General features: G+C 70.8%; 19 protein-coding genes. 9 read left to right on the plus strand and 10 right to left on the minus strand.

The genetic code is table 11. The annotated features are described in order from the left end of the window. The first annotated feature begins 94 nt into the window (after positions 1 to 94). The gene (gene tpx / locus ACIQVZ_RS15105) at positions 95 to 595 is read left to right on the plus strand and encodes a thiol peroxidase (RefSeq protein ID WP_350887358.1); all 501 of its coding nucleotides are present in this window, start codon (positions 95 to 97) and stop codon (positions 593 to 595) included. A gap of 128 nt (positions 596 to 723) precedes the next feature. Here the strand turns inward: tpx and ACIQVZ_RS15110 are convergent, their stop codons facing one another. The 3 genes from ACIQVZ_RS15110 to ACIQVZ_RS15120 are packed head-to-tail and all read right to left on the minus strand — an operon-like array spanning position 724 to position 2,737. Beyond that, entirely contained in the window at positions 724 to 1,479 is a 756-nt protein-coding gene (locus ACIQVZ_RS15110) for an SDR family oxidoreductase (RefSeq protein ID WP_402450233.1), read from the minus strand. Then, entirely contained in the window at positions 1,476 to 2,459 is a 984-nt protein-coding gene (locus ACIQVZ_RS15115) for a 3-oxoacyl-ACP synthase III family protein (protein WP_402450235.1), read from the minus strand. Before ACIQVZ_RS15115 ends, ACIQVZ_RS15110 begins: the two co-directional genes overlap by 4 nt. A 17-nt stretch (positions 2,460 to 2,476) precedes the next feature. Continuing rightward, positions 2,477 to 2,737 carry a hypothetical protein gene (locus tag ACIQVZ_RS15120; RefSeq protein WP_350887349.1) on the minus strand — a complete coding sequence of 87 codons (261 nt, stop codon included), beginning with the start codon at positions 2,735 to 2,737 and terminating at the stop codon, positions 2,477 to 2,479. Positions 2,738 to 3,740: 1,003 nt separating this feature from the next. Between ACIQVZ_RS15120 and ACIQVZ_RS15125 the strand changes: the two genes are divergently transcribed. The 7 genes from ACIQVZ_RS15125 (at position 3,741) to ACIQVZ_RS15155 (ending at position 12,070) form a co-directional block, all read left to right on the plus strand. Then, positions 3,741 to 4,628, plus strand: coding sequence for a class I SAM-dependent methyltransferase (locus ACIQVZ_RS15125; protein ID WP_350887346.1), 888 nt, complete (start codon positions 3,741 to 3,743; stop codon positions 4,626 to 4,628). Positions 4,629 to 4,645: 17 nt separating this feature from the next. Next, positions 4,646 to 6,229 carry a flavin-containing monooxygenase gene (locus ACIQVZ_RS15130; protein ID WP_402450238.1) on the plus strand — a complete coding sequence of 528 codons (1,584 nt, stop codon included), beginning with the start codon at positions 4,646 to 4,648 and terminating at the stop codon, positions 6,227 to 6,229. A 503-nt stretch (positions 6,230 to 6,732) separates the two neighbouring features. Beyond that, positions 6,733 to 8,220 (plus strand): FAD-binding protein, encoded by a 1,488-nt coding sequence (locus ACIQVZ_RS15135; RefSeq protein WP_402450239.1) that lies wholly within the window; start codon positions 6,733 to 6,735, stop codon positions 8,218 to 8,220. A 254-nt stretch (positions 8,221 to 8,474) separates the two neighbouring features. After that, entirely contained in the window at positions 8,475 to 8,939 is a 465-nt protein-coding gene (locus ACIQVZ_RS15140; protein WP_402450295.1) for an SRPBCC family protein, read from the plus strand. Positions 8,940 to 9,207: 268 nt separating this feature from the next. Further along, on the plus strand, positions 9,208 to 10,287 hold the full coding sequence (locus tag ACIQVZ_RS15145; RefSeq protein ID WP_402450242.1) for a hypothetical protein: 1,080 nt from the start codon (positions 9,208 to 9,210) through the stop codon (positions 10,285 to 10,287). 187 nt (positions 10,288 to 10,474) lie between these two features. Beyond that, complete coding sequence (locus tag ACIQVZ_RS15150; RefSeq protein WP_402450244.1) at positions 10,475 to 11,335, plus strand: DUF3592 domain-containing protein; 861 nt, start codon at positions 10,475 to 10,477, stop codon at positions 11,333 to 11,335. Between the two features lie 105 nt (positions 11,336 to 11,440). After that, positions 11,441 to 12,070: an ATP-binding protein gene (locus ACIQVZ_RS15155; RefSeq protein ID WP_402450247.1), complete on the plus strand. Its 630-nt coding sequence runs from the start codon at positions 11,441 to 11,443 to the stop codon at positions 12,068 to 12,070. A gap of 51 nt (positions 12,071 to 12,121) precedes the next feature. On the opposite strand, the gene ACIQVZ_RS15160 is transcribed toward ACIQVZ_RS15155, so the two are convergent. Then, positions 12,122 to 13,366, minus strand: a complete 1,245-nt coding sequence (locus ACIQVZ_RS15160) for an MFS transporter (protein ID WP_402450250.1) — start codon at positions 13,364 to 13,366, stop codon at positions 12,122 to 12,124. 630 nt (positions 13,367 to 13,996) lie between these two features. Here ACIQVZ_RS15160 and ACIQVZ_RS15165 point away from each other — a divergent pair. Next, a complete protein-coding gene (locus ACIQVZ_RS15165; protein ID WP_350886862.1) occupies positions 13,997 to 14,500 on the plus strand; it encodes a GNAT family N-acetyltransferase in 504 nt (167 codons plus the stop codon). A 324-nt stretch (positions 14,501 to 14,824) separates the two neighbouring features. Here ACIQVZ_RS15165 and hypE read toward each other — a convergent pair whose 3' ends face one another. The 6 genes from hypE to hypA are packed head-to-tail and all read right to left on the minus strand — an operon-like array spanning position 14,825 to position 20,912. Continuing rightward, positions 14,825 to 15,922, minus strand: a complete 1,098-nt coding sequence (gene hypE / locus ACIQVZ_RS15170; protein WP_402450252.1) for a hydrogenase expression/formation protein HypE — start codon at positions 15,920 to 15,922, stop codon at positions 14,825 to 14,827. Beyond that, positions 15,915 to 17,039 carry a hydrogenase formation protein HypD gene (gene hypD / locus ACIQVZ_RS15175; protein ID WP_402450254.1) on the minus strand — a complete coding sequence of 375 codons (1,125 nt, stop codon included), beginning with the start codon at positions 17,037 to 17,039 and terminating at the stop codon, positions 15,915 to 15,917. Before hypD ends, hypE begins: the two co-directional genes overlap by 8 nt. Beyond that, positions 17,036 to 17,341, minus strand: coding sequence for a HypC/HybG/HupF family hydrogenase formation chaperone (locus tag ACIQVZ_RS15180; RefSeq protein ID WP_350886867.1), 306 nt, complete (start codon positions 17,339 to 17,341; stop codon positions 17,036 to 17,038). The genes hypD and ACIQVZ_RS15180 overlap by 4 nt, the downstream gene beginning before the upstream one ends. 60 nt (positions 17,342 to 17,401) lie before the next feature. Continuing rightward, complete coding sequence (gene hypF / locus ACIQVZ_RS15185; protein WP_402450256.1) at positions 17,402 to 19,735, minus strand: carbamoyltransferase HypF; 2,334 nt, start codon at positions 19,733 to 19,735, stop codon at positions 17,402 to 17,404. Next, the gene (gene hypB / locus ACIQVZ_RS15190; protein WP_402450257.1) at positions 19,732 to 20,526 is read right to left on the minus strand and encodes a hydrogenase nickel incorporation protein HypB; all 795 of its coding nucleotides are present in this window, start codon (positions 20,524 to 20,526) and stop codon (positions 19,732 to 19,734) included. The genes hypF and hypB overlap by 4 nt, the downstream gene beginning before the upstream one ends. A gap of 5 nt (positions 20,527 to 20,531) precedes the next feature. Continuing rightward, a complete protein-coding gene (gene hypA / locus ACIQVZ_RS15195) occupies positions 20,532 to 20,912 on the minus strand; it encodes a hydrogenase maturation nickel metallochaperone HypA (protein ID WP_063350769.1) in 381 nt (126 codons plus the stop codon). Positions 20,913 to 21,081: the final 169 nt, after the last annotated feature.

Genomic DNA, 21,081 nt, shown 5'->3' on the forward strand with positions numbered 1-21,081 from the left:
GTCCAAGGGACGGCCGCCCGGCATCCGGGACCGGGCGCGCGCAGTAGGATCGGCGGCGTTGTCACCACATTCCACCGCTGGTAGGAGGCTTTTCATGGCTCAGGTCACGCTGAAGGGGAACCCGGTCCAGGTCGGCGGCGCGCTGCCCCAGGCCGGCAGCCAGGCCCCGGCGTTCACGCTGGTCGGCGAGGGGCTCGCCGACACCTCGCTGCAGGACTTCGCCGGCAAGCGCAAGGTCCTCAACATCTTCCCCAGCATCGACACCCCCACCTGCGCCACCTCGGTACGCACCTTCAACGCCCAGGCCGGCTCGCTGGCCAACACCGTGGTGCTGTGCATCTCCGCCGACCTGCCGTTCGCCCAGGCCCGCTTCTGCGGCGCCGAGGGCCTGGACAGCGTCCGCACCCTGTCCACCCTGCGCGGACGCGACTTCCACGAGAACTACGGCGTCGCCCTGGCCGACGGCCCGCTGGCGGGGCTGACCGCCCGCGCCGTCGTCGTCCTGGACGAGAACGACACCGTCCTGCACACCGAACTGGTCGCGGAGATCGCCGACGAGCCGAACTACGAGGCCGCGCTCGCCGTCCTCGCCTAGGACCCCCGCACCACCCCGCCCGGCCCGCCCGCGCAACGCCGCCCGGCCCGCCCCCTCAGGTCTTCACCAAAGGGCGGCGGGCCGGGAAGGGCGCCGGGCGGGCCAGGCCCGGGAACAAGGGGGGCGGGTCAGGTGATGGAGGCCCCCGAGTCGATACTGACGACCTGCCCGGTCATACAGTCCTGGTCGAGGAAGAGCCCGATGGAACGGGCGACCTCCCGCGGGGTGACGAACCGCGGCACCGGCACCTTCTCCCGCATCCCGGCGACCACGTGCTCGGGCAGGGTGTCCGTCATCCCCGTGATCATGAACCCGGGCGACAGCGCGTTCACCGTCACCCCCCGGCGCCCGCACTCCGCCGCCAGCGTGCGGGTCAGCCCGATCAGCCCCGCCTTGGACGCCGCGTAGGCGGTCTGCCCGGCGGTGGCGATCAACGCGGACGGCGAGACGATGTTGACCACCCTGCCCCAACGGGCCCGCAGCATCGCCGGCACACACACCCGCGCGGTGTGGAAGGAACCGACCAGGTTCGTGTCGATCACCTGCCGCCACTGCGCCGGATCCTGCATGGCCATCAGCGCGTCCCTGCGCACCGCCCCGTTGTTGACGAGCACGTCCACCGGGCCGAGCGCCTCGGTGATCCGCTCGTACATCGCGGTGACCTGCGCATAGTCCGCGACATCCCCGGTGACCAGGACGTGATCGCCGGCCAGCTCGCCCGCCACCTCCTCCGCACCCCGGCGGGCACTGTTGTAGTGCACCGCGACCCGGCACCCCGCCGCGTCCAGCGCCAGCGCCAACTCCCGGCCCAGACCCCCCGACGCACCGGTCACCAACGCCACCGGGGAAGCGGGCCGCTGCCCGAAGACGCCCTTGCCGCTCACCGCGCCCCTCCCCACGTCAACAGGACCGAACCCCACGTCATCCCGGCACCGAACCCGGCCAGCAGCACCGTGTCCCCGTCCCGGATACGCCCGGCGTCCAACGCCTCCGCCAACGCGATCGGAATCGACGCCGACGCGGTGTTGCCGTACCGGTCCAGATTCGCCACCAGACGGTCCGCGGGAATCCCGGTATGGGCGAGCACCGAGTTGATGATCCGGATGTTCGCCTGGTGCGGCACCACATGGTCCACGTCCGCCGGCGTCAGCTTCGCCTGCTCCAGCGTCTCGCGGATCGTACGCACCGTATAGCGCACCGCGTTCAGATAGATCTCGTTGCCGTTGATCTGCGCGTAATGCAGACCCCGGCGCACCGTCTCCTCGCTCGTGGGCATCCGCGAACCCCCCGCCAGGACCTTCAGACTGTCCTTGCACGAGCCGTCCGCACCCAGATTCCACGCCAGCACCCGCTCCACCGGACCGGGCTGCAGGACCACCGCACCGGCCCCGTCACCCACCAGGATCGACAGGTCCCGGTCCGCCGGGTTCGCGGTCAACGTGTGCGTGTCCGAACCGATCACCAGGATCGGCCGCGGATCCATGTGCAGCAGACCCACCGCCGTCACCAGCGCGTACACGAACCCCGCGCACTCGGAATTCACGTCATGCGCGCTGCCCGCGATCCCCAACTCGTCGTGGACGAACGCCGACGTCGCCGGCGAGGGCTGCTCCGGCGTCGCCGTCGCCACGATCAGATGCGCGATGTCCGCACCCGACAGCCCCGCCCGCTCCAACGCCCGGCGCCCGGCCTCCACCGCCATCGACGCGGTGCTCTGCCCCGCCCCGACCGCCCGCCGCTCCCGGATCCCGCACCTGGAGACGATCCAGTGCTCGTCCACACCGAAACGCTCCGCCAGCTCCACACTGGTCACCACACGCTCGGGGACGGACATCCCCCACCCGGTGACGTCGAAACCGCTCATCGAGCAGTGCCCCGCGCTCAGACGCCGGCCTGGGCCACGAGCGCCAGGATCCGCTCGTGCACCACCCGCAACGTCGTCGTGTCGTCGATGTCCGCGAACAACGACTCATCCGCCGGAATGTGCGGGTACTGGTTCTGGAACCCGTACAGCCACTCCATCAGATCCAGCGAGTCCACATCCGCGATGTGCTGCAACGCCGCGTCCGCGTCGATCTCCTGCGCCCCGGACACCGCCTGCAACTGCGCGGCCAGGTCCTCGATGGTGGGGATGTCGGACATGAGTGATCGTTCCTTCCTGGACGCCCGAAACAGGCGCCAACACGTGATGAGGCAGAACAGACCCGGACACCCCGGAAAAGGCCACGGACACCGCCACCACACCCCCCACCGCCCACAGGCCGCAGGACGCACCGCAACGGAACCCGCAAACCCCACCAAGGAAAAACCCGGGAAGGCCGTGGGGGCCGCGTGTCTTGTCGAAACCGCATGAAACCCACCCCCACGCAAACGCCCCGCAACCCCGGCCCCCCACCCACGCTTGCGCACCACTTGCGAGACACACGCTTACCTGACCCGAGACACCGCACCCACACGCACGACACCCACCACCCCACACCGCGACGCGACGCACCACACCGCACCGACCCGCACCGCACCGCACCGCACCGACCCGCACCGCGACGCACCGCACCCGCCCGCACCGCACCGCACCGCACCGCACCGGCCAGTACCGCGGCGCGGACACCGCACCCGCACAACGCCGCCGGCCACCGCACCGGGACACACCACACCGGGGCCACGCCGATCCCAGTCCAGTCCGGCCCGGCCCGGCCCGGCCCGGCCGATCCCAACGCACCGCGCCCCACACCCACCGCCCTCACCCACGCGAACGCCCGCACCGCACGGGACCCACCACCGTCACCGACACGGCCGTCCGCGCGAGGAAGGCCGCCCCGGCCCACCGCGCCGCCGCCGCGCACCACCGGACACCCGCACCACCCGGCCCGGCCCAGTCCCACCCAGTCCAGTCCAGTCCCACCCAGTCCAGTCCGGTCCGGCCCAGTCCCACCCAGTCCAGTCCGGTCCGGCCCAGTCCCGCCTAGTCCCAATGCCGGTGACCTTGACGGCTTCCAGGGCAGGTTTTCGCAGGTCAGCACCCTACGGGGCCCGCTTAAGTCAGTGGCATCGCGCCTAGTCCGGCCCAGTCCAGTCCGGCCCGGCCGATCCCGGCCGATCCCAGTCCAGTCCACCCGATCCGCCACCAGAACAGGGGCACACCCGCATGACCACCGCCGAGACCCGCTCCATCAACCCCGACGTCGACGCGATCCGCCACCACTACGAGGTCGGCAACGACCTCTACCGCCTCATCCTCGGCCCCACCATGATGTACTCCGGCGGCTACTGGGAAGACGGCGAGGACCTCGTCGCCACCCTCGACGAGGCCCAGGAACGCAAGCTCGACGTCTTCACCGACCTCGCCCAGGCCGCCGGCAAGACCAAGGTCCTGGACATCGGCTGCGGCTGGGGCACCATGCTCAACCGCCTCACCACCGTCCACGGCGTCCAGCAGGCCGTCGGCGTCACCCTCTCCCGCACCCAGGCCGACTTCGTCACCGCCCTCGACAACCCCGCCATCCACGCCCGCGTCGAGAGCTGGGAGGACCACAAAGCCGAAGGCGAGCCCTACGACGCCGCGTTCTGCATCAACGCCCTCGAACACTTCGTACTCTCCTCCCTCACCCCCAAGGAGCGCACCCAGCGCTACCGCGTCTTCTTCAAGCAGGTCCACTCCCTCCTCAAGCCCGGCGCCCGCTTCGTCCTGCACACCATGACCGTCGAGAACCCCCCGCTGCGCCGCCAGCTCCTGGACGACCTCAAGTTCCTCCAGCGCGAAGAGTTCGAAGGCTGCCACATCCCGCGCCTGCCCGAACTCGCCGCCGGCCTCGACGGCCTCTTCGAAGTCACCGAGATCCGCAACGAACCCGAGTCCTTCGCCCGCGCCTGCCGCGCCTGGCTCCAACTCCTGGCCGCCCGCCGCGACGAAGCCGTCGCCATGGCCGACGAAACCACCGTCCAACGCTTCGAGCGCTACCTCGACATCTTCGCCTACACCCTCGAAGACCACATCTTCAACAACTTCCGCGTCACCCTCACCCGCCGCGCCTGAAAGGGGACACCCCGGCCATGACCACCACCGCCGAACACCCCACCCCCTCCGGCCCCGAACACCCCGAACCCACCGGCCCCGGACACCCCGAACCCGCCGACGCCACCCACCTCGGCGCCACCACCGCCGTACGCCACCTCAAAGTCGCCATCATCGGCGCCGGCATCTCCGGCCTGGGCACCGCGATCCGCCTCCTGCAGACCGGCACCGACGACTTCCTCGTCTTCGAACGCGCCACCGACCTCGGCGGCACCTGGCGCGACAACACCTACCCCGGCTGCGCCTGCGACGTCCAGGCCCACCTCTACTCCTTCTCCTTCGCCCGCAACCCGCACTGGAAGTCCACCTTCGCCACCCAGAGCGAAGTCCACACCTACCTCAAAGACACCGCCCACCGCTTCGGCGTCGAACCCCACCTGCGCTACGGCCACGAACTCCTCGACGCCCACTGGGACACCGACCACCGCCACTGGCGCATCCACACCACCCACGGCCACTACACCGCACAGATCCTCGTCACCGGCACCGGCTACCTCTCCGAACCCGCCCTGCCCGACCTGCCGGGCCTGTCCACCTTCACCGGCACCCTCTTCCACTCCGCCCGCTGGCGCCACGACCACGACCTCACCGGCCGCAACGTCGCCGTCATCGGCACCGGCGCCTCCGCCATCCAGTTCGTCCCCGCCATCCAGAACCAGGTCGCCCGCCTCGACCTCTACCAGCGCACCCCACCCTGGGTCGCCCACAAACCCGACAAACCCAACACCACACGCCACACCTGGATGCTGCGCCACCTACCCGGCTACCAGCGCTTCCGCCGCGCCTTCAACAAGAACGGCCGCGAGATCGTCGCGTTCTTCATGTCCCGCCCCACCCGCACCACCGGCATGAAGAACATGGCCGCCGGCCACCTCAAGAAATCCGTCCCCGACCCCGCCCTCCGCCAACGCCTGACCCCCGACTACACCGTCGGCTGCAAACGCCTCCTCTTCTCCAACACCTGGTACCCCGCCATCCAACAACCCAACGTCGACATCATCTCCGACACCATCACCAACATCGGCCCCACCCACATCACCACCACCGACGGCACCACCCGCACCATCGACACCATCATCCTCGCCACCGGCTTCACCGCCACCGACCGCCCCATCGCCCGCCGCATCCACGGCCGCGACGGAACCACCCTGCGCGACACCTGGCACACCCACGGCATGAAAGCCCACCGCGGCACCACCATCCACGGCTTCCCCAACCTCTTCATGCTCCTGGGCCCCAACACCACCCTGGGCCACTCCTCCCAGACCGTCATGATCGAAGCCCAGATCGCCTACATCATCGACGCCCTCAAAACCATCGACACCCACGGCATCACCTCCGTCGAAGTCCGCCCCGAAGCCCAGGACACCTACAACCAGACCCTCACCAACCGCCTCAAGAACACCGTCTGGAACACCGGCGGCTGCCAGAGCTGGTACACCGACCACCACGGCAACAACCCCTCCATCTGGCCCACCTACACCTACCGCTTCCGCCGCCAGACCCGCCACTTCGACCTCCTCAACTACCAACGCGCCACCACCACCCACACCACCCCCTGACCCCCACCCCCGACCCCCACCCCCGACCCCCACCCCCGACCCGCACACCCGCACACCCGCACACCCGCACACCCGCACACCCGCACACCCGCACACCCGCACACGGGCACACGGGCACACGGGCACACGGGTACACGGGTACAACCGGATCCGTCACAGCCCCGGGCAGAACGTGGCGGCACAGACACACAGGCACACCCAACACGGCCGGGCGGCACCCGCCCACCCACGGACCCCGCCGCCCGGCCGGCCCACACCCCCGGCACACCCCACCGGAACCGACCAAACAACCGACAACCAAACACACACACGGACCCAGCAGACCGCCCACCACCCAGAAACCACCCACCACACCCAGGCAGGCTACCCGCCCCGAAAACCACCCACAGCCCAACCCGCGGCCCTCACACCATCAGGCACCCGACCCACGAACAGGCACCCGACCCACGAACACCCACACACCCCGCCACACCCGCCCCTACCCCGGAACAGGAAACCCCCGCATGACCAACCCCAACCCCACCAGGCGCACCATCCTCACCACCACCGCCGCCACCGCCCTCATCACCGCCTACAACACCACCACCCGCACCTGGGCCACCACCAACACCCCCACCACCCACGGCCGCCTCTCCCCCGTCCCCACCCTCGACGGCACCCTCACCACCGACACCGCCACCCTCACCGAATTCAGCCACGACTTCGGCCGCCTGCGGACCAGCACCCCCCACGCCGTCCTCAAACCCGGCTCCGACCAGGACATCATCAAAATCATCAACTACGCCCGCTGCAACGGCCTCAAAGTCGCCATGAACGGCCGCAGCGGCACCGACAACGACCTCGAATCACACTCCAACTACGGCCAGGCCTCCCCCGCCGGCGGCATCAGCATCGACGCCCGCACCCTCAACCGCATCCACAAAATCACCCCCACCAACGCCACCGTCGACGCCGGCGTCACCTGGGCCCAACTCACCGACGCCGCCCTCGACCAAGGCCTCACCCCACCCTGCCTCACCGACTACCTCCACCTCTCCATCGGCGGCACCATCAGCATCGGCGGCATCGGCAACACCGTCCAAAAACACGGCCTCCAAGCCGACACCGTCGAATCCATCGACATCATCACCGGCACCGGCCGCCTCCTCACCGCCACCCCCACCAAAAACCGCGACCTCTTCCACGCCGCCCTCGCCGGCGCCGGACAATTCGGCATCATCGTCCGCGCCACCGTCAAACTCGTCCCCGCCCCCCAACGCGCCCTCGTCTTCACCCTCTACTACAACAACCTCACCACCTACCTCACCGACCAACAGACCATCCTCAACGACGGCCGCTTCCACACCCAAGTCGGCGAAATCATCCCCCGCCACAACACCACCCCCCACTACAAAATCGAAACCGCCGCCTACTACAACGGCACCACACCCCCCAACCCCACCCCCCTCCTCACCGGACTCAACCCCGACCCCGGCCAGACCACCATCACCGACCAGACCTACCGCGAATACACCTACCGCGCCGACACCTGGACCCAGAACCTCAAAAACCTCGGCTACTGGAACCAACCCAAACCCTGGCTCAGCCTCTTCCTCCCCGCCACCCAAGCCGCCAACTTCATCACCTACGCCACCCCCCTCCTCACCCCCGAAACCCTCGGCCAAGGCCTCCTCCTCTTCTACCCCTTCCCCACCCACAAACTCACCCACCCCTACGCCATCACCCCCAACGAACCCACCACCTACCTCTTCGACCTCCTCACCTTCCCCCACCCCGACACCGACCCCACCACCCAACTCACCCACAACCGCACCCTCTACGACCACGCCACCACCCTCGGCGCCAAACGCTACCTCGTCGGCGCCATCCCCCACATGACCCCCACCGACTGGAAAACCCACTACGGCCCCCAATGGAACAACCTCACCAACACCAAACACAAATACGACCCCACCCACACCCTCACCCCCGGCCAAAACATCTTCCCCTAACACCACCAACAGAACCCACACACACACAAACACCCAAAACACAGAACCAAAGCAACAAACGACAAACGGCAAACGGCAAACGGCAAACGGCAAACGGCAAACGGTAAGCGGTAAGCGGTAAGCGGCAGAAAGAAATACCCGCCGGAAACCGTGAAACACGCACCCGGAACACCAGACACCCGGAACACCGGGAACCCGGAAAAGGAACAGGAGGACCCACCATCCACACCTACGACCTCGTCAACGAAGCCGTCATCCACGCCCCCACCCACCAGGTCTGGAACCACCTCATCGCCGAACTCAACGGCACCACCACCTGGTGGACCCCCCACAACACCCACCGACCCGGCAACCCCACCCCCGAACACCCCGGCGGCACCACCCACATCACCGTCCACCCCAACGGCCACACCAAACCCGGACCCAAAATCCACTTCACCGCCACCACCACCCACATCACACCCCCACACACCCTCACCACCACCCACACCGGCCACTTCACCGGCACCACCACCTACACCCTCACCCCCACCCACGACAACCAACACACCAAACTCACCATCACCTTCACCACCACCCCCCACGGCTGGCCCACCCTCCTCCCCAAACACACCATCCCCAACCAACACACCAAAGCCACCCACAACGCCCTCACCAACCTCAACCACCAACTCACACAAACCAACAACACCACAAACACAAACACAGACACCCGATAGCCACCCGCGGCCCCTCGTGTCCGACCCGCGACTCGCGCACAGACCACCTGCTCACCGCCAACTCCCGTGAAGTCGACCGCGGGAGCCAAGGAACCGGGCCACCCGTCGAAACCGCCCCCGCGATAGGCGCGACCCCGGACCTGCCTTCCGCCCGTCGCTCCGGCTACTTCTGACAGCCGTCGCCCACTCCGCACCCCGGCCGGCCCCGCGCGAACAACGCCCGCCCCAGGCCTACCGGCTGTCACCCCGTCCCGGCACAATCACCCGTATGACGATCACCACGAGCGCGCCGCCTCTGCGCAGCACCCCGATCGCCCTAGCCCGCAGTTTTCTGACGGGGGCCGTGATCGGGGGCTCGCTGGCCGCGCTCGTCGTCGGCGTGGTCGTCGAGAAGGCGCCCTTGTTCATCGGGGGTTTGGGACTGCCCATCGTCTACGGCCTGTTGTTCTTCCTCGCCGGCGCGCCGCGGCGGGCTCGGGAGGCGGAGGTCCTGCCCCGGACGGCGCTCGCGGTGATCGAGAGCCTGCGCGCCATTGGGGGTGAGACGAGCGACGTGCCGGTGCGGTTCGATCTCACCGTCGCACCGGACGACGAGCCGGCCTACCGTGTCGGGATCACTCAGGACATCAACCTGGTCGACCTCCCCGACTACCGGCCGCGCGGCGTCCTGGTGGTGAAGTATCCGCAGGACAGGCCGTGGCGGGTGAGGATCGTGAAGCGGCCGACCCCGGAGTGGGAGGAGCGGGCGGCTGGCGCTCAGCTGGATTCGGCTCCCGAGTCGACCATGGTGACCGAGCCTCACCAGGGCCGTTCGATCGGCTTCGTCGGGCTCTTCGGGCTGCTGCTCGCCGCGGCTGCCGTGGTCTTCCTGTTCCACGTGGACCTGTTCGAACAGCAGGACTCCGCTACCCCGGCACCGACGGTCACTTCGACGTGGTCGACCACGGTCGTGTCGTCCGGGACCGGGACGGTCTCGCTCGGGCCGGACCAGTCGTTCCTCGACGACGGCGAACTGCGCAAGGCCATCAACTCCCTTACCGAGGGGAAGGATTCGCGCCAGGCGATCACCGTCTTCGCGCAGGAACGCGTGCTGTCGGTCGTGTTCTCCCCGAGCGGCACGAAGGCCCCCCAGTTCGATCCGCTGTCCCTGCCCTACGAGCGGTTCCCTGCCCTGGTCAAGGAGGCCGAAACGACGCTCGGTGTCCACTCCCCGACGTCCTGGCAGATCACCGCCGACCATCTCGCCGGCTCCCTCACGATCAGGGTCGGCGTGACCGGGCCCGAGGGCAGTGCCTCGCTGGAGGCGAACGGTGAGGGCCAGGTGGTGCGACGCGCCCCGGCACGCTGATCACCCGCGCTTCACCCGCGCTCTCGACGCACTTCGACATCAAGGCTGCTTTCCACCAGCCGACTTGAGCCATCCGCCACGGCTCCCTGGCCGCCCGACCGTGGTAGATCTTGCACGTGACGGGTTGCCACGGCAGGCAGCGAAGAAACCCCGGCGGACCGTACCCGGAGGGACAGGAGGAGGACGCATGGGCTGGCACGACTATCTGGCGCTCTGGTGCGGGGTGTTCGGCACGATCGCACTGCTCGGGTACGGGCGGTCGCTGGCGGGGGTGACCGGCGCCCAGCGGACGGTCCGGGTGATGGGGCGGATCGAGCGGGTGCAGGAGCCCCGGCACGGAGGTTCCGAGGGGGACGGCATAGCGGTCGTCGTCTCCTTCCAGGACTCCTCCACCGGGCAGGAGTTCACCGTGACGAACGACGGTGACTGCGGCGACAGGATCAACACGGCCTGGACGGGCCGGGAGATCGGAATCCGCTATCCGCCCGGGAGACCGCACGCCTTCCGGTTCACCGACGACCTCTGGGCCGGCCGCCACGGGCTCGGCTGGCCGAACTTCGCGGTGTTCCTGATCTACGTCGGTCTGGTGGTCGTCGCCGCGGTCGACTGGGGCTGGCCATGGGCCCTGATCGGTGTCGGCACGCCGTGGAGCGTGTTCCTCGCGTGCTCCCTGCCCCAGGACGTCCGCCAGGCGCGGAGCCGGTTCGACACCCTGGCCGCGATGGTTCCCGTTCCGGGCCGTGTGGTCGCCGTCGTGAGGAGCGTCCGCACCGACGAGGACGGCTACACGTCCACCAGCCAGACGCCGGTGGTCGCCTTCACCACCCACGAGGGCGCGGCCGTCACCGCCTACTGCTTCTCAGGCCTGCCGGACCCCACCAACTCGTACGGCCGGAACATCACGATCCACTACTCCCCCGCCGACCCGGCCGACTTCACCCCGGACCTCGCAGCCGCACAGCGGTCCTGGAGGAGCGGAGTCACCAGCGGCATCGTGGGCGTTCTCGTCACGGCGTCGGCGGCGGTCGCGGGAGCACTCCTGCTCTGACACCCAACGGCCATCACCCGGCCTCGACCGGCACGGATGCCGCGTACCGTGGTCGGTCGCGGAGCCGGTCCCGGAGCCGTCGTCGGCCTGCGGCATCCTGGCCCTATGAATAAACCGAGGGCCCAGTGGGTCAACACGACACATGACTGGTCGAGCGCCGTCGATACGGGCCATCTGGCGCACATTCGACAGAACCCGGAGAAGTTCGCTCCGGGCGGACCGTGGCACCTCGTCCTGGAAGTCCTCGGCTATGCGGCCGACGAAGCATCAGGCAACGGCGGCGGGCGCTGCGTCCTCGTTCTCCACGCCGACGGCTCCCTGTCCGTCAGGGACGACGGGCGGGGCACCGACACCCGGGTGGACGAGCAGGGCCGGAGCGTGAAGAAGCCCGTCATGGCGACGAAGGACCTTCGGTTCTTCGACTCCCCGCAGGCCGAGGTGCTGCCCGACGGCCACCCCCGGCGCGGCATGTCCGTCGTCGCGGCGCTCAGCGACTGGCTCGTCCACACCAACCGCCGTCTCAACGGAGCCTGGACCCAGCGCTACGAACTCGGCGTCCCCGTCACCGACCTGGAGCCCGTCGAGGTGGACGGCACGACCGGGACACTGGTCCACTTCAAGCCGGGCACACCAGTGGGCCCGCGCCCCGCCCCGACGGCGGACGCCCTGACACGCCTGGCCGCGACCTGGCCGCAGTTGGAGATCCAGCTCGACGACCGGCGTGGGCCACACTGACATCCGAGACGTCCGAGACATTCGACCGGCAGCCGTCCGGGCTCCCGCGCCTCAGGTCAGGCTCGCGGCCTGTTCCCCTGCCTTCCGGGGGGTCCTCTCGCGGCGCGGGAGCAGCAGCGGGGTCGCGAGGAGGAGGATTCCGGCGGCGGCGATGGCGGTGCGGGGGCTGGTGGTGGCGGCCAGCAGGCCCCACAGGGCGGTGAGGGCCGCGATGGCGGCACTGCTGCTGATCGACCATGCGGCGAGGGTGCGGGAGAGCTTGTCGGGGTCGATCTGTTCGAGCCGGTGGGTGGCCAGCAGCGGATTGAACAGACCGCAGCACGTGACCAGCCCGAGCTGGACGGTGACGATGAGGACGATCCCGGGGGCTCCGGGCTGGACGAACGCCAGCCCGATGGGCCAGCACGCGCGCAGCGCTCCGGCGGTGAGCAGCGTCCGGTGCTGTCCGAAGCGCGTCGCGAGCGGGCGGGCGAGGCGTGAGCCGAGCAGGCCGCCGACGCAGGGGGAGGCGAACACGAGGCCGTACTGCCAGGGTGCGTAGCCGAGGTGGCCGAGGAGGAGTACGGCCATCAGCGGTTCGGCGGTCATGATCAGGCCGTTGACCACGATCGTGTTGAGGAACAGCGGGCGCAGTGTGGGGTGGGCGAGGATGTGGCGCCACCCTTCGAGCAGGTTCCCGGCGCGCAGCCGCGGTGCGCCGGTCGGCGCGGGGCGAGGTTCGGTGCCGCCGATGGCACGGATGCCGAGGGCCGAGAGCAGGTAGCTGAGGGCGTCGGCGACCACGGTCACCACCGGGCCGAACAGTCCGATGGCGGCCCCGCCGAGCGGTGGCCCGACGGTGGTTGCGGTCCACGTCGTCGATTCGAACCGGCTGTTCGCGACGAGCAGGTCCTGGGGTGGCACGAGCGTCTTGAGGTACGCGCCACTGGCGGCCTTGAAGGCGATGTCGGCCGCGGCGGTGACGACGGAGACGACCAGGAGTTGGGCGAAGCTGAGCCGGCCGAGCGCGAACGCGACGGGGACGCTCAGCAGCACCGCGAACCGGGTCAGGTCCATCGCCATCATGACCGGCCGTTTGCGCCGGAACTCCATCCACGGACCGAGCGGCACGGCGACCAGGGCCCCCACCGCCCGCCCCGCGGCGGACAGCAGCGCCACCTGGGTCGGCCCGGAGTGCAGCACGAGGATCGCAAGGAGGGGGAACGTGCCGAATCCGAGCCCCGAGCCGTAGGAGCTGACCGCGAACGCCGCCCACAGCCATCCGAACCGTCGCCCCAGTGCCCGCCGCCCGTTCATGCCCGTACGCCTTTCGCCGACCCGAACAACCACCCGCTGACCACCGGCATCAAAGCGGATGGCGAATGACGGGATCAAACAACCGATCCGCCGGGAAGGCACAACCATCCGTTGTGTGGACACGCTGGGCCGGCGCGGGTCTCGACGCTCTGCGCACGAACGGCGACGGCTTCGACCAGCTGCCTTTGTGGGAGCGTGCCGGAGGCACCGGCACGACGAGTGCGCGGTGCCTCCGGGCCGGGCGGGTGGGGTCAGGCGCGCATCAGGGCCCAGGCGCCGAGGCCGCTGCACCCGCCGGAACTGTACGTGGTGGCGCGGAAGCCGGCCGGGATGGGCGAGCCCGGGCAGGTCCACAGGCCGACGCGCGCGAGGTTGTGCCGCCCGGGATGGAACGGCCACACCCTACGGGGAGGAGGTGTGCACGACATGTGCCGATCGCATGAACAGGCAATCTTGGCCCAAAGTCGCCCTGCGCACGGGGCCCGTCCGGCCAGGGCGGTGGAAGCTGCGGGAGGGGGAAGCCCTGCGAGGGAAGCCGCGAGGTCGATGCCACGCGGTCGCTGCCACGCGGTCGATGCCGGAAGCACCTGCGCCTGGCACCCGCAGGTCGGTCGGAGCAGAATCACGTCCATGTTCACGACCAATCGCCTGACGATACGCCAGTGGCAGCCCGAGGACCGCGAGCGGGCACTCGACATCTACTCCCGCTGGGAGGTGACGCAGTGGCTGGGCCGCGATCCCCGCACCCTGGAAAACCTCACCGACGCCGAGGCGACGATCGAACGCTTCCGCTCCCACTCGGCCGACCCGCGCTTCGGCATCTGGGCGGCGGAACGGAAGGACACCGGCGTGGTCGCCGGCTCCGTCCTGCTCGTCCCGATCCCGGACGGCGACGGAGAGGTGGAGGTCGGCTGGCACTTCCACCCGGACAGCTGGGGGCAGGGCTTCGCCACCGAGGCCGCGCAGGGCGCCGTGGCCAAGGGATTCGCGGACGGCCTGGCCGAGATCCACTCGGTTGTCCGGCCGGACAACCGGCCGTCGCTGGCCGTCTGCCACCGGCTCGGCATGACCGCGCTGGGCCGCACCACCCGCTGGTACGGCATGGAGTTGGAGGAGTTCCGACTCACCCCCTGACGGGGATCCGGGCGAGGACAGCCCGTTCGGCTCGCCCGTCGCCCGGGCGGGCCGGCCCGCCGGAACCGCCTTCGCGATGCTCGCCGCGGGCGGCCTGCTGCTGACGCTCCGCCGGACCCGCCACCGACCGCCGTCCTGCCGGTCCCGGGCACACCTGGGACCGGCAGAATCCCGGTCGCGCCTGCCCTGGCGGCCCTGGTGCCCCTGGTGCCCCTGGTGCCCCTGGACTGATCGCAGGCCCTGGACAAGGACCGGGGCTCGTACCGGTGAAGCCGGTACGAGCCCCGATCCTGTTCCCTCGCCCGCACGAGGCGGGCGGAACCCTCAGCAGATCCGCGGGAGTTGCTCCCCCATCGGCAGGTCGATGACGCGGGTGCCGCCGAAGGGGGTGCGACAGACGACCATGCCGGGGTGGTCCACCACGCACTCACCGATCACCGCCGAGCGCGCGCCCAGCGGGTGCGCCCGCATCGCGGCGAGGACGGCGTCGGCGTGCTCGCGCGGGACGAAGGCGACCAGCTTGCCCTCGTTGGCGACGTAGAACGGGTCGAGGCCGAGGATCGCGCAGGCGTTGGCGACCTGCGCGGGCACGGGGACCGCCCGCTCGTTCACCACGACGCCCACCCGGGCGGCCTCGGCGATCTCGCCGAGCGCCGCCGCGAGGCCGCCCCGGGTGGGGTCGCGCAGCACGTGCAGGTCGGGTGTGACGGCCAGCATCGCGGCCACCAGTCCGCCGAGGGCCGCGCAGTCGCTCTCGATCTCGACGCCGAATTCCAGGCCCTCGCGCACGCTCATGATGGCGACGCCATGCAGGCCGATCTCACCGCTGACGATCACCACGTCACCGGGGGCGGCGCGCTGCGGCCGGATGTCGACTCCGGCCGGGACGAGCCCGATGCCCGCGGTGTTCAGGTACACGCCGTCGCCGTGCCCGGCTTCGACGACCTTGGTGTCGCCGGCGACCACCTCCACCCCGGCCGCCCGGGCGGCGGCGCCCAGCGCCTGGGCGACGTGCGCGACCACGGCCGTCTCCACGCCCTCCTCCAGGATGAAGCCGCAGGACAGATAGGCCGCCTGGGCCCCGCTCATGGCCAGGTCGTTGACGGTGCCGTTGACCGCGAGGTCGCCGATGCTGCCGCCGGGGAAGAAGAGCGGCCGCACGACGTAGGAATCGGTGGAGAAGGCGATTCGGGCACCGCCGAGTTCGACGACCGCCGAGTCCGCGAGCCCGGCGAGCACCGGCCCGCCGAAGGCCGGGGCGAACAGGTTCGCCACCAGTTCGGCCGACAGCACCCCGCCTCCGCCGTGCCCCATCACCACCCGGGGGTGGTCGCGCAGCGGCAGTGGGCAGCTCCAGCCGAGGAGGTCCGGGGCGCCGCCGGCGCCGATCCGGGTCTGGGTCCGGGTCTGGGTGTCAGCCAACGGGGCTCGCCTCCCGGGCAGGGCCCGGCGCGTCGAGCCGCCGGTAGAGGTAGTAGGCGGCGCAGGCGCCCTCGCTGGAGACCATGGTGGCGCCGAGCGGGGTGCGCGGGGTGCAGGCGGTGCCGAAGGCCTCGCACTGGTGCGGCTTGAGCAACCCCTGGAGGACTTCCCCGCTGCGGCACTGCGCGGGTTCGACGGTGGTGATCCGCGCGACGTCGAAGCGGTGCTCGGCATCGTGGTCGCGGTAGCGCGGGGAGAGCCGCCAGCCGCTGTCCGGGATGACGCCGATGCCGCGCCAGGCCCGGTCGGTCACCTCGAAGACGTCCTCCAGCATGGCCCGGGCCGCCGGGTTGCCCTCCGGGCGTACGGCCCGCGCGTAGGCGTTGTCGACGGTGTGCTCGCCGTTCTCCAACTGCCGTACGGTGCGCCGGATTCCCTCCAGGATGTCCAGCGGTTCGAAGCCGGTGACGACGATCGGCACCCGGTGGCGATCGGCGAGCGCGGGGTATTCGTCGGTGCCCATCACGCTGCACACGTGTCCGGCGGCGAGGAAGCCCTGGACCCGGCACTGCGGCGAGTTCATGATGGCCTCGATGGCGGGTGGCACCCGTACGTGCGAGACCAGCATGCTGAAGTTGCCGATGCCCCGCTTCCTGGCCTGGTGCACCGCCATGGCGTTGGGTGGTGCGGTGGTCTCGAAGCCGATGCCGAAGAAGACGACCTCCCGGTGCGGGTTCTCCTCGGCGATCCGCAGCGCGTCCAGCGGGGAGTACACCACCCGGACGTCGCCGCCCTCACCGCGCACCCGGAAGAGGTCACGGCCGGTGCCGGGCACGCGCAGCATGTCGCCGAAGGAGCAGAAGATCACCTCGGGCCGGGCCGCGATCTCCAGCGCCTTGTCGATCACCTCCAGCGGGGTGACGCACACCGGGCAGCCGGGGCCGTGAATCAACTCGACCTCGGGCGGCAGCAGTTGGTCGATCCCGTGTCGGATGATGCTGTGCGTCTGACCGCCGCACACCTCCATCAGCGCCCACGGCCGGGTGACCGTCGCCCTGATGTCGGCGAGCAGACCGCCGGCCAGCTCGGGGTTCTGGAACTCCTCCAGGTATCTCACCGCTCCTCCTCCCGCTTCGCCGAGACGGCCGGGGCCGCTGCGGCCGCCGCCTCCCAGGGGTCGCCGAACTCCTCCTGGAGCAGGCCGAGTTCCTCGAACAGCTGCAAGGTCCGGCGGGCCGATTCCTCGTCCAGCCGCTGCAGCGCGAACCCGACATGGACGATGGCGTACTCGCCCACCTTCAGGTCCGGCAGGTACTCCAGGCACACGTCCTTGACGACCCCGCCGAAGTCGACGACCGCCATCCTGGTCCCGTCGCGTTCCGCGATCTCCAACACTCTTCCGGGTACCGCCAGGCACATCGCGGTCTCCCTCCTCTCTCCGGTTCCTCCGAACCTGCCGAACTCCGTGCGTGCGGCCACTCAGCCGTCGGCCCGCGCCGCCACCATCAACTGGCCGAGCGCGAGCCCCGCGTCGTTGGGCGGCACCCGGCGGTGCCGGAGCACGGTGAACCCGTCCTCCGCCAGACCCCGCGCGCACGCCGAGGACAGCAGCGCGTTGGCGAAGACGCCGCCGCTCAGCGCGACCGTCCCGGTGCCGTGCCGCTGCCTGATCCCGGCGCAGACCGCCCGCACCAGCGCGGCCACCGCCGCGTGGAACCGGGCTGCGATCAGCCCGGGCGGCGCCCCTGCCGCCAGGTCCGCCACCACCGCAGCCAGCACCGGCCCCGGTCGGGCGGTCACCATCCCGCCCTCGTCGACGAGTTGGAACGCGTAGCCCTCCCCCGGGCCGGTCGCCGGCCCGTGCGCGAGGGCGGCCGCCTCCAGCTCGATCGCCGCCTGTGCCTCGTACCCGGCGTTCTGGCAGACCCCGGCCAGCGAGGACACGGCATCGAACAGCCGGCCCATGCTGGAGGTCGGCACGCAGTTCACCGATCGATCCAACTGCTGTGACAGCAGTCGGAGTTCTTCAGCAGGGCAGGAGCGCACCGGCGGCAGGCCGGCCGCCCACGGGAGCCCTGCCGCCCGCAGGTGGGCCAGCGCCATCCGGTACGGGCGCACCACGGCCGCGTCGCCCCCCGGCAGCGGAACGTAGTCGAGCCCGGCGAGACGCCGAAAGCCCCGGTAGTCCGCCAGCAGCGCCTCTCCGCCCCACACCGCGCCGTCCACTCCGTAACCGGTGCCGTCGAAGGCGATCCCGATCACGGGCCGGGTGCCGTCGAGGCCGTGCTCGGCCATCACCGAGGCGATGTGCGCGTGATGGTGCTGGACGTCCCGTACCTCACGGCCCCGGGCCGACCTGCGCACGTGCCGGGCGGAGCGGTAGCCGGGGTGGCGGTCGACGACGAGCACGTCGGGCTGCACGCCGGTGACGGCGCCGAGGTGGTCCACCGCGCGGTCGAAGGCCCGGAGGGTGGCGAGGTCGTCCATGTCGCCGAGGTGGCCGGACAGCCAGGCGTAGCCGTCCCGGGCCAGCGCGAAGGTGTTCTTGAGGTCGCCGCCCGCGGCCAGCGCGGGCCGCACCGGCACCGGCAGGGGCACCGGGAGCGGCACGTAGCCGCGCGAGCGCCGTACCGGCAGCGGCTGCCCGTCCACCACCCGCACCACGGAGTCCTCGCAGGGCACGTGGATGGGGCGGTCGTGGGTGAGCCAGCCGTCGACCAGCGGAGCGAGGCGGGCGAGGGCCTCCCGGTCGTCCGTCACGATGGGCTCGCCGGACAGGTTGGCACTGGTCATGACCAGCAGCCCGGGGCCGGGAGAAGCGAGCAGGAGGTGGTGCAGCGGGGTGTACGGCAGCAGCACGCCGAGGTCGGGGCTGCGCGGAGCGGCGGCTTCCAGCTCCGCGAGCCGGTGTGCCCCCCGGCGCAGCAGGACGATCGGCCGCACCGGGCCGGTGAGCAGTTCTTCCTCGACGGGCCCGAGCTCCATCACCCCGGCCGCCGCCAGGGCCCTGAGCTGGTCGAGGTCGCGGGCCATCAGGGCGAAGGGCTTGTCGCCGCGCCGCTTGCGCCGGCGCAGCAGGGCGACGGTGTCCGCGTCGGTGCCGTCGCAGGCCAGGTGGTAGCCGCCGATGCCCTTGACGGCCAGGACCGCTCCGCAGGTGATCAGGCGCCGGGCCTCGGTGAGCGCCTGCTCGCCGTCGAGTACGGGGAGCCCGGGGACGGACAGGGTGAGGGTCGGGCCGCAGGTGTGGCAGGCGACGGGCTGGGCGTGGAAGCGCCGGTCGGCCGGGTCGGCGTACTCGCGGGCGCAGTCGGGGCACATCGCGAAGGCCGCCATCGTGGTGTTGGCCCGGTCGTACGGCAGGGCGGTGACGATGGTGTGGCGGGGCCCGCAGTTGGTGCAGCTGATGAACGGGTGCCGGTAGCGGCGGTCGGCGGGGTCGGCCAGTTCGGCGAGGCAGTCGGCGCAGGTGGCGGTGTCCGGGGGGATCTGGGTGCGGTGCGGTCCGTCGGCGCGGGAGGGTGTGATGGCGAAGCCCGGTGTGCCGGTGACGGCCAGCGGCTGGTGGTCCACCGAGGCGACGTCGGCGAGCGGGGGCGCGTCGCTGGCGATCCGCCGGCAGAACGCGGTCACCGCCTCGCCGGTGCCCTCGATCTCGGCGAGCACGCCCTCGCCGGTGTTGGTGACGCTGCCGGACAGCCCGAGTTCGGTGGCGAGGGTGAAGACGAACGGCCGGAAGCCGACGCCCTGGACGAGTCCGCGCACGGCTACCCGGCGGCGCTGGAGCAGGGGCGGCTGCTGATCCGTGGTCACGGCAGGTCCACGGCCGGGTGCGGGTGGGAGTGGGCCCCCGCGTGGTCGTGGTCGTGGTCGTGGTGGTGATTGCCGTGGTGGTGATTGCCGTGGTCGTGGTCGTGCGCGCCGGCCATCACCGGCCGGTGGACCTGCGCGCCGGCCAGCACCGCGAGCGCCCGGTCCAGCAGCGCCCCGGCGCCCTGCCCGGTGCGGGCCGAGGTGAAGACCACCTCCACCCCCGGGTTGACCCTCGCGACGCTCGCGAGGAAGGCCGCTTCGTCGAACTCTGCCGCTACCGCGAGGTCCGCCTTGGTGACCAGAACCAGGTTGGCCAGTCCGAAGGCGGTCGGGTACTTGAGCGGCTTGTCCTCCCCCTCGGTGACCGAGGCGAGAACGACCCGCAGCGATTCGCCGAGGTCGTAGGAGGCGGGGCAGACCAGGTTGCCGACGTTCTCGACGAACAGCAGCCGGGTGTCCGGCGGCAGCCAGCCGGCCAGGTGCCCGCGCAGCATCGCCGTCTCCAGGTGGCACAGGCCGTCGGTGAGGACCTGCTTCACCGGCGCGCCCGAACGGGCCAGCCGGCGCGCGTCGTTCTCGGTGGCGAGGTCGGCGGTGAGGGCCGCCACGGGCACCTCGCGCTCCCGGGCCAGGCCGAGTTCGGCCTCCAGGAGCGCCGTCTTGCCGCTGCCCGGGCTGGACAGCAGGTTCACCACGACGGTGCCCCGGGCGGCCAGTTCCGCCCGCAGCCGCCGGGCGTCGTCGTCGTTGCGGGCGAGAACCGCCTGCCGGAGATCGACGGTGCGACACATCGGTTTCAGCCTCCTTGATCGGTCCGGGCGCCCGCCGGGGGCTCGGACCACTCGACGCCGAGGATCTGCAGCTCACGCCCGGCCAGCAGTTCGACCCTGGCGCCGGCGCAGCGCGGGCAGCCCAGGTCGGGCGGCATGCCGACGCTCCACTCGACCCCGCAGGGTGTGCACTTCGCCCGTGCGGCGACGGCCTCGGTCTCCAGCACCGCACCTTCCAACAGCGTTCCGGCGCAGGCCAGTTCGAAGCAGAAGTCGAGTGCCGACGGGACGACTCCGGCCAGTTCGCCGATCTGCAGCCGGACTCTGGCCACGGCGCTCTCCCCGTGTGCGCGGGCGGCCCGGTCCACCTGGTCGACGACGGCCGTCGCGATCGACATCTCGTGCATCTGTCTCGTTTCCCGCGTTGGAGGCGCCGGCTCGCTGGGGGCGCGGGCCCGGGGTCCGGGCCCCGTGAGCAACAGGCCCCGTGAGCAACAGGCCCCGTGAGCAACAGGCCCCATTACAGGGTGCGGCGGCGGGAACGGCTCGAAGCCGCGCCGCCGCCGCATCCGTGAC

The sequence above is a fragment of the Kitasatospora sp. NPDC098663 genome (assembly GCF_044760075.1).
Taxonomy (GTDB): Bacteria; Actinomycetota; Actinomycetes; order Streptomycetales; family Streptomycetaceae; genus Kitasatospora.